This is a genomic window from Microcoleus sp. PH2017_28_MFU_U_A (assembly GCF_020738035.1).
In the GTDB taxonomy this organism is placed as follows: domain Bacteria; phylum Cyanobacteriota; class Cyanobacteriia; order Cyanobacteriales; family Microcoleaceae; genus Microcoleus.
In genome coordinates this window covers 1-8,964 of the sequence record NZ_JAEQCX010000183.1, presented here as the reverse complement: position 1 = coordinate 8,964, position 8,964 = coordinate 1, and the positions used below count along the sequence as shown (strand labels likewise).

Annotated in this window: 6 protein-coding genes and 1 pseudogene; 2 read left to right on the top strand and 5 right to left on the bottom strand. The window is 45.7% G+C overall.

What is annotated here, in order from left to right; translation table 11 throughout:
- Positions 1-228: 228 nt before the first annotated feature.
- From JGK14_RS32720 to JGK14_RS32710, 3 genes are all read right to left on the bottom strand, one after another.
- Entirely contained in the window at positions 229-957 is a 729-nt protein-coding gene (locus JGK14_RS32720; protein WP_293186941.1) for a response regulator transcription factor, read from the bottom strand.
- Between the two features lie 574 nt (positions 958-1,531).
- On the bottom strand, positions 1,532-4,726 hold the full coding sequence (locus JGK14_RS32715) for a CHAT domain-containing protein (RefSeq protein WP_325315957.1): 3,195 nt from the start codon (positions 4,724-4,726) through the stop codon (positions 1,532-1,534).
- Between the two features lie 301 nt (positions 4,727-5,027).
- Positions 5,028-5,843 (bottom strand): DUF928 domain-containing protein, encoded by an 816-nt coding sequence (locus JGK14_RS32710; protein ID WP_293186938.1) that lies wholly within the window; start codon positions 5,841-5,843, stop codon positions 5,028-5,030.
- Positions 5,844-6,239: 396 nt separating this feature from the next.
- Between JGK14_RS32710 and JGK14_RS32705 the strand changes: the two genes are divergently transcribed.
- Entirely contained in the window at positions 6,240-7,736 is a 1,497-nt protein-coding gene (locus JGK14_RS32705) for a glycosyl hydrolase family 57 (protein ID WP_293186937.1), read from the top strand.
- 219 nt (positions 7,737-7,955) lie between these two features.
- Here JGK14_RS32705 and JGK14_RS32700 read toward each other — a convergent pair whose 3' ends face one another.
- Together JGK14_RS32700 and JGK14_RS32695 are read right to left on the bottom strand one after the other, a co-directional pair.
- Positions 7,956-8,255, bottom strand: coding sequence for a hypothetical protein (locus tag JGK14_RS32700; protein WP_293148499.1), 300 nt, complete (start codon positions 8,253-8,255; stop codon positions 7,956-7,958).
- 50 nt (positions 8,256-8,305) lie between these two features.
- Positions 8,306-8,512: a DNA-3-methyladenine glycosylase gene (locus JGK14_RS32695; protein ID WP_293193780.1), complete on the bottom strand. Its 207-nt coding sequence runs from the start codon at positions 8,510-8,512 to the stop codon at positions 8,306-8,308.
- An 83-nt stretch (positions 8,513-8,595) separates the two neighbouring features.
- Between JGK14_RS32695 and JGK14_RS32690 the strand changes: the two are divergent.
- Positions 8,596-8,964: pseudogene (locus tag JGK14_RS32690) on the top strand (RNA-guided endonuclease TnpB family protein); the annotation flags it as partial.

Sequence of the window (8,964 nt, the reverse complement as noted above, 5' to 3'; positions counted from 1 at the left end):
TCTATATAAGATCGGAGCGCTGAAGCGCAACTACATACCTTTGTTTTAGAAGGTGACATTATTTATTCAATAGACTTGTATTGCCACAATAATAGCGCTTTTAATATATATAAGATCGGAGCGCTGAAGCGCAACTACATACCTTAAACTTGAATGGCCAAAATAATTTGGATGTTCCTCTGAGCAGCGTCCAAATTATTTGATTGCAAAGACTTTTCCTATTCCATCCTAATTGGAAAATATCCTGTGATTGCGAGCATTCGGAGCAAATGTGTAACCGTATCCGCGAATTGTTTGAATAAAATTTGGCACAGCCCGATCGACTTTAGCCATTTTCTTGCGAATCTGGCCGATATGTACGTCCACCACTCGCTCTTCTGATCCATAATTGCATTTCCAGCCCCAAATTTTTTCGATTAGCTGTTGGCGAGTCCAAGCTTCATCTGAATGAGTTGCCAAAAAACACAATATCTCATATTCTAATTTGGTTAGAGTCAAAGTTTTATCCTGCCATCTTACTTCCCTACTCATTAAATCAATTTCTAGTTGACCGCAGACAAGGCTGCGCGGGTTGACGGTTCTCCCTCGCCGCAACAAGACTTCTACTCTAACTGCTAATTCTTCAATACTGAACGGTTTGCACATAAAATCGTCAGCACCTGCTTTTAGGATTTTAATTCGATCTTCTTCGGCGGTGCGGCTGCTCAGAATCGTGACTAAAACATTCGTCCGCTTTTGCATTTCTTGACAAAGTTTATAGCCTGTAGTATCGGGCAAATTCCAATCTAAAATCACGAGAACTGGGTTGAATTCATCAAATATTTCTAAGGCTGTTTGGCCGTCGGCTGCAAATTGTACTTCATATCTCTGCTTTAGAAAGCGGTAGACTAGATTGCGGACGGGGGCGTCGTCTTCTACAACTAGAATTTTGGTGTTTTGAGCGGCAGAGATTTTCATAATTTTTAACTCAATTGTTAATGGTGCAAAGTTAAGAAAGCGAAGCTGTCTAAAAAACAGTCTTTATTCTTTAGTCAGCCTCCGGCGGGCTAAAGTTTTTGTAGGCAATCCCCCTGTGGCATTGGTGCCAACTTAAACCTGGAAGCATTGAAAAATCTCGTTTTTCTCTGAGGCCAGATCCCCCCTAGCCCCCCTTAACAAGGGGGGGACAAGAATCCGATCAAAGTCCCCCTTCTTAAGGGGGATTTAGGGGGATCTGGCCTCGGCTGAAAGCAAGATTTATCAACAGTTCCAGGATTAAGTTGAGACCAATCCCCCTGTGGTGGCCCCGATTTCGATCGCCGAGGTATTTTTGTCAATAAATTAAATCGACACATGACTTATCCAGGCGCGATCGCCTTTCTGTGGAGATTTCAGCCAAAAAACTAATTTTTTCGCGGGATTTGGCAATTCTTTACAAAATTTAACCGAAACTCCCCATTACCAGAAAGAATTGGTTGAAATCAGACTATTCATTACTCCAATCCTCGGACTTATAAGTAGAGGTCGCTCTCAAACTGTCAACTGTCAACTGTCAACTGTCAACTGTTGAAGCTTCGCCGATCAGGGTGAAAGCTGCCCAATCTCTGGGGTTTGGGTGCTGCTGCATTGTCTCCAGCATGGCGCTGCACAGGGCTTGAGCTTTGTTGCCCGTTCGATCGAGATTTTGATAAAATTTCACCATCAAATCGGCTGTAGGAGCATCTGGCACCGCCCACAAAGAGACGATCGCACTGGATGTACCAGCCGAAATTAAAGCGCGAGACAAGCCGATAACCCCGTCACCGGTAATCCGCCCCATGCCGGTATTGCAAGCACTCAAAACCACCAAATCCGCCTGGAGGTGCAGGTGCAAAATTTCCTCAGCCGTCAGCAAACCGCTATCGGTGCGATCGGGTGCAAAGGCGATCGCACTGCCGAGTCCGCGAGTGCGATCGAGCAATCCGTGGGTGGCAAAATGGACAATGCGGGCGTCTGACAACCGCTGAAGCACGGCAGATTTGGTAGCCGAATTCCCCGTCAGGGCTTGGGTTTGGAACAATTTGGCGATCGCGTTAGCTTCGGTTTCTGAATGCGGCAAAGCAGACAACTGCTGCGGAGCTTGGCCCGGTACCAGAGCAACTTCAGGCATTGTCGGATTTCCTACTACTAAAATATCCCCAGCTAAATTAGAAATTTCTTGTCGTTTTTGACTCGTTAATTCCAGAATTTGAATTGCAGGAGCAGTCAAAATAGTATGTTTTTCAATCAAGTATTTTCCAGCAGCATCTTGCAGCGCCGGAAACGGCACAAAAAACAGTTCGCCTTGAGGAATAAAGATAATTTTAGCTGCTGGATCTGTCGGCAACAAGTCAGCAATCGGTTCGATTAGCAGTTGATGGAGTTTTTGCAAGCGAGGGTGATTGGTGAGGCTCGATTCCACTTTTGCTGCTACATCAATTGCAGGCCTCTTAATAGTCAACCCTGCGGGCCAAGAGGATTGGCAGAGCGAGAGAATGTTGTGAGTTTTATCAACAGATATTACTTGCCAAGGTTCCCAATTCGGCGCATCATCGTGGAGTTTGACTAAATCACCTGGGTACATTTTTAGAGTGGGATTGAAATCGCGATTCCTGATGCCGATCGCCTCGCGAGAATCGGCAACCAGCTCTTTGAGCGAAGTATGTTCGTAGTTGATGTCAACTTGGCGAAATGCTATTTCACCCGTGGGCTGAATTACCCAAATAAAGAGTTCTTCTAAAAAAGAAATCGAATATTCTACAAAAGTTGCATTTTGGGCTCTGGCAATTTCTTGAATGCGATTGATGTTAGGCGGCTTAATATCGGGTATCGCATCTGAATTGGCAGATAACCGAGCACCCAGTAATTCTACAAACGCCCGCGCCCTACCGCGCTCCGCAATTTCCAGCGCCTGTTTGGTTTTGTTCTGGACGATCAGGGCTTTTTCTAAATGGCGGTAAGTTGCGGCTTGGGTTTCAAAAATAGATACTTTAAAGTTATCGCGATCGCTCAATTTTCCCCGCAGCGATTCCCAAGTTTGAATTGCATCGCCCAGGACTGTTTCAGCTTCTGCAAACTTGCCAAAGTCAAATAAAGCAAGTCCTAAATTGTTGAGAGTTGCCCCTTCTGATGCGGTTTCGCCGATCGCCCGCGCGATCTCCAAACTCTTGCGGCTGTATTCGATCGCCCGCTGGTACTGCCCCAAACAGCGGTAAGCATTGCCCAAATTTCGGCAGGAAGTTGCTTCCCCAGAGCGATCGCCAATTTCCTGTTGAATATCTAAGGATTGTTTGTAAAATGCGATCGCCCGCAAGTAATGCCCCAAATTACTGTAAGCATTACCCAGAATCACCAAAGAATTAGCTTCCCCAAAGCGGCTGTCAATTTTCGGTGCAAGATTCAGGGACTTCTCACAGTATTCGATCGCCAATTGATTTTGTCCCAGGGAAACATAGGTACGTCCCAAAGCGTTTAAGGAGTTCAATTCTCTATGCTTAGAGTTGAGTTTTATTGCCATATCTAAAGACTGAAGTTGGCATTCGATCGCCTGCTGGTATTCGCCCAGGGAATGATATGCACTCCCCAAATCGCGCCAGAAATTAGGTTCTCCATAGAGGTTGCCGATTTCCGGCTCAATCTTTAAACACTGTTGGTGGCACTCAATTGCTTGCAAGTATTCCCCCAAAGCATTGTAAATATTGCCCAAAGCATTTAAAGAATCCACTTGTCCAGCGCAGTCGCCGATATCTCGCTGAATATTTAGCGCTTGCTGGTGAGAGTAAATTGCTTGCGAGTATTCCCCCAGCGCGCTGTAAATATTGCCTAGATTGTTCAAAGAATTTGCTTCTCCGTAGCCGTTGCCGTTGTTTCTATGAATATTGAGCGACTCCTGATAGTATTCCATCGCCTGCGAGTATCTTTCCACGGAAATACTATCACTTTCCGAGAACGAATCTTGCTCCGGGCGCGGTATTTCTGGTCTCTTCAGAATGTTAACAAAAAATTTATTATTAATAGGAGACTGAATTGATCGGTAAATCGACAATATATCTGCCGCCGACAGCGCCTGTTTGTAGAGCCGAATATCTCCAATATTGCCTCGATAAATGCCACCAAAATCGTCCGATCGCCTGCCAACAGTCAGGGGTATACTATTGATAAGTGAACTCTGTTGCCCTGTTGGGTTGAACCGCCAATCTACTTCCTTGCCATCGACATACCAGCGCCCTCCATCCAATCGATCGCGATCGACAGCAACCCCAACGTGATGCCATTGGTTGTCGCTAATAACAGGGAAAGTATCAATTTTTGTATAATAATATTCGCTACCAGAGTTTACCCAACTTTTTCCATCGGCTATTTGCAGGTTAATTTGACCGTGATAAAGAAATAAAGCCCAACCCCGTAAAGGGCCAGAATTTTGAATCCGTTTATCGATAATCTTGACAATACCCAAATCACCCGTGCGAATCCACGCACACACAGAAAAGTCTTCCGTGCCGACATCCAGCAAAGGAGTGACTGGGAAAGTAACGTAACCTCCTGTCAGCAGCAGGCTTTCTTGCGGCCCGTTTTGCGATCGCTCAACAGCACGGCAAACGCTGTCAATTAGCACTGCTGGAGGGAGATCCGGGCGATCGCTCGCCAAGTTTCCTGCTGCATCAAATGACCAAAGGGCGATCGGTGCTGTATTGAAAGTATTGTAGGCGCTTAATATTGGATATTTCATCTATAGGTTGATGTCTTATTTTTTAGGGAATTGTCAATGTAAATAATGGCGGGGATGGGGCGGGTTTTTGAGATTTTTTGTGGATTTTGTAGATGGTTGGCGAACCCGCCCCTACAGGATTTTGGGATGTTTTTTTGCAGCAAGCTCACCATAAATAAAAATGTACGATCCCTACAATTTGTCTCGTTCGTGTTCGATCCATTGACATTGATTCCTGTAGGGGCGGGTTCACCAACAATCTGAGCCAAAAACCCACAATCTCAAAAACCCGCCCCGGCCCATATATTATGCACGATCGGACTCAAACAAACGGTTCTAAAACAATCTCGTGCAAGCGCACAAACGGATGCTGCAATAAAGCATTCCAATCCGCCTCCAAAGTTACCAGAGAAGATATTTTTTCAAATCCAGTCAGCTCGGCTAGCGCTTCATACCGCAAATCATTTTCAGCATAAATCAGCAGCCTTTCCTCTAAAGTAGCTACCTGTAATTGACTCAAAAGTTTGTCCCGCAGCGCAACTAATTCAGTAATAGTTTCGTACCACAAACCGTATTTAGCCAACAGTAAAACGCGATGCCTCAGCGATGCAGTTTCTAGCTTAACTAAGATTTCTGGTGCCAATTTCACTCGCTCAACACACCCGTAGCGGGAGATATTCCCGCAGAAAAAATCCCAGCGATATTTTTTGCCAATTTCCAGAGGAGGTGCATTTGGTGGCAAGCAAAAACTCACAAGTCCCGCTGTTTTTGCAAGCTGAAAAAATGTTCGGAAAACTACTTCTTGATTTTCTTCGTCCCGCAGCACAAACTCAAAGGAAATGTCATCGGGAAATGGAGCCGGCAAGTACAGCCAAAAAGTCGGATGTGCGATCGCAGTCAATCCTAAATTTAGAGCCGGAATTAAAGCTAAAAAGTGGTGAAGATCGTCGCGGCTGCCTGCATCTCCGCGATCGCCCGGTGCACCCCGCGCAGGCGGCTCGTATGCGAGTATCTGCGGCTGCAAATGCGGTTCCCCCGATGAATCGGCGATCGTAGCAGCCAATCCAGGTTGAACAATGGTTACAGCCACCAGCAAATTAATCGCCGCCTGCTGTAGGAGCAGTTTTTTGTCATTCATAAAATATCTGCGAGGTAGAGGTACAAAGTCTCAGCGCGATCGCACGGCAACCTGAAAATAATCTTGGCAGACTTTTATCTGCGTTTATCTGTGTTTATCTGCCTTAATCTGCGGTTTTTATAATCAATCATTGTGAGCCAAAGTCGAAATATCTGCAACTAAATGACAAATTCCGAAAAACCTAACTCATGCGATCGCTTTTGTCAACTCAATTTCTTGAGGCAAATCGCCAGTTGTCTCGTCTTTTTCCGAATATGGATCGCATAACTAACTCAAAGATTATTCCTAACTTTTCGATACTTACTTAAATCTGCTACCTTTTCTGCTACCCTAAAAGCATATAGCTATCTTACCAAATAGCAGACCGCGTTCCTCCACAATTCTTGAGAAAAACTTATGTCTGCGATCGCACCATCCCCCAACCCACCCGTTTTAGAAGAACTTCGCTCCGGATTGCCCAACATTTGCGGTTCCGAAGCAGAAATCACTGCCGCCACCAACAGCAACGAACCAGTCTTTTTACCTAAGACAAATCTGCGCCTCGAAAACATTCAAGCCGGATTTGCTTGCGCCCTGCATATGCACCAACCTACAATTCCAGCAGGTGCAAAGGGCGAACTAATCTGCAATCTCCAGAATATGTTTGAAAATCCCAACCAAGGAGACAACCACAATGCCGGAGTCTTTGCTTGGTGCTATTCACGCATGGGAGAATTTATTCCCCAACTGATTGCTGAAGGTTGCAACCCGCGAATTATGCTCGACTATTCGGGCAATTTATTGTGGGGATTGCGCCAAATGGGACGCGACGATATCTTCAACAACCTCAAGCGAATTACCTGCGAACCTGAATACCAACCCCACGTAGAATGGCTGGGGACAATGTGGAGTCACGCCGTTATTCCCTCAACTCCAATTCCCGATATCAAACTCCAAATTCAAGCATGGCAACATCATTTTGCATCCATTTTTGGCATAGATGCCCTGAAGCGCGTTAAAGGTTTTTCGCCTCCAGAAATGCACTTTCCCAATCACCCCGATACTCTTTACGAATACATCAAAGCTTTGAAAGAATGCGGCTACCGCTGGCTAATGGTGCAGGAACATTCTGTGGAAAATATCGACGGTTCGGGATTGTCGCAAGACCAAAAATACATTCCCAATCGTTTGCAATCCCGCAATTCTCGCGGCGAAACCATCAGCATCACGGCTTTGATTAAAACCCAAGGTTCCGATACAAAATTGGTCGGTCAAATGCAGCCTTATTACGAAGCAAAAGGACGCAACAAACAGCAAATTAGCAATGTCACAATTCCTTCTTTAGTTACTCAAATTGCCGACGGCGAAAATGGTGGCGTGATGATGAATGAATTCCCCAGCGCCTTTGTCAAAGCTTGGCACGAAAACCGCGAACAAGGTGGCGGAAAATCCGGTGTTGTCGGTTTAAATGGGACTGAATATTTGGAGATGATTGAGGCGGCGGGTGTTAATCCTGATGATTATCCTGTTTGTCAGGGGATTAATCAGCACAAGATTTGGCTGCAAGTGAATCCTGATAGTGCAACGCCGGAAAAGGTGGAAAGTGCGATCGCGCAACTCAAGCAAACAGACCACAATTTTCACATGGATGGTGCTTCTTGGACAAACGATTTAAGTTGGGTGAAGGGCTACGAAAACGTCTTGGAACCGATGAATCAACTCAGCGCAGCATTTCACAAAAAATACGACTCGCTGGTGCAGCAAGATGCTGCTGTTACCAAGCAGTTTGAATACCAGCAAGCTTTGCTTTACAACTTGTTGGTGCAAACAAGCTGTTTCCGCTATTGGGGACAGGGAACTTGGACTGATTACGCGCGCGAACTTTACAACCGCGGCGCTGCTTTGATGAAATAGAAGATGAGACGGCGGTTGAAACCGCGTCTACACAGACAAAACCCGCCTCCGCGGGTTGAAGTAACAAAATTTATGGTAGAGTGCCCCGGAAACCAACTATTTGACCAGTGTCAAATATCTCGGCTGACGCACCTTATACTTGTTGGCAAATTCGGGTCAATTACCAATTGCCAATTACCAATTACCAATGCCCCATTCCCCATTCCCCATTACCAAATCCTACATTTCCTGCATCAAACGCAAATAATTTTGTCTCATCTGCGTCATATTTTCCATCATTCTATTCGCCATATCTTTCTCAACTTCGCTCATTTGCTGCCAAAATACAGCAGAACGTCTGGCCAGAATTGCGTCTTCCCACAACATCTCCAAAAGTTGCGCGGCCATCGGATTTTCAGCATCTATAATCCCGCACAATTGCTCGAAAGCTCGGTTAGCTTCGGCGTGACTCCCAACATCCTGAGCGAGAGTCAGGCATTTTTTGAGTTGTACGATCGGGTTTTCAGAAGAGTAAGCCATAATTTCACTAAGTTTAAGCTACCAAATTTACACTGACACCTTTGAGATTACTAGAGTTGCGACACGGCCGCACAGTTCCCCAAATACCACCGCCAAGGCAAATCAATCCCTTTAGTAATCCCGATCCGCGTAGTTTGCACAAAATTTATTGTACCCTCCTCCACGGCTTGCTGAAAGTCTTCGCTCCGGTGTTCCAACCGCAGCGCTTGGCCTGCATCCAAGGGTAAACCGCTAAAAGTTCGATCGATCTCCAGCACCTTACCAAAAACTTGGGTTTAAAGCCCCGTCCTTCTAGGACGGCTTTGTGTTAGAATTTTAGCGTAGGGAGTTCCCACGTAAGATGTTCGTTCTAGAATTCAAGGCGATCGGCAAACCAAATCAGTCCTCCGCTATAGACGAAGCAATCAGAACTGCTCAATTCGTTCGGAATAAGTGCGTCCGTTTCTGGATCGACAACCGAGGAGTAGGGCAAAAAGACTTGTACCGTCACAGCACTGCGCTCAGAGAAGAGTTTGCCTTTGTTAAAGAATTGAACTCTAGTGCCTGCCAAGCCTCTGTGGAAAGGGCTTATTCTGCCATTGCTCGGTTCTACGACAACTGCAAGAAAGCCGTTCCCGGAAAGAAAGGTTATCCGACTTTCAAGAAAAACAGTCGCTCAGTTGAGTATAAAGTCAGCGGCTGGAAACTCTCAGAAACTCGGAAGCAAATC

Excerpts from the sequence above, each read along its gene's own strand:
- JGK14_RS32720 (WP_293186941.1), bottom strand. The coding sequence starts at position 957 with ATGAAAATCTCTGCCGCTCAAAACACCAAAATTCTAGTTGTAGAAGAC.
- JGK14_RS32715 (WP_325315957.1), bottom strand. The coding sequence starts at position 4,726 with ATGAAATATCCAATATTAAGCGCCTACAATACTTTCAATACAGCACCG.
- JGK14_RS32710 (WP_293186938.1), bottom strand. The coding sequence starts at position 5,843 with ATGAATGACAAAAAACTGCTCCTACAGCAGGCGGCGATTAATTTGCTG.
- JGK14_RS32705 (WP_293186937.1), top strand. The coding sequence starts at position 6,240 with ATGTCTGCGATCGCACCATCCCCCAACCCACCCGTTTTAGAAGAACTT.
- JGK14_RS32700 (WP_293148499.1), bottom strand. The coding sequence starts at position 8,255 with ATGGCTTACTCTTCTGAAAACCCGATCGTACAACTCAAAAAATGCCTG.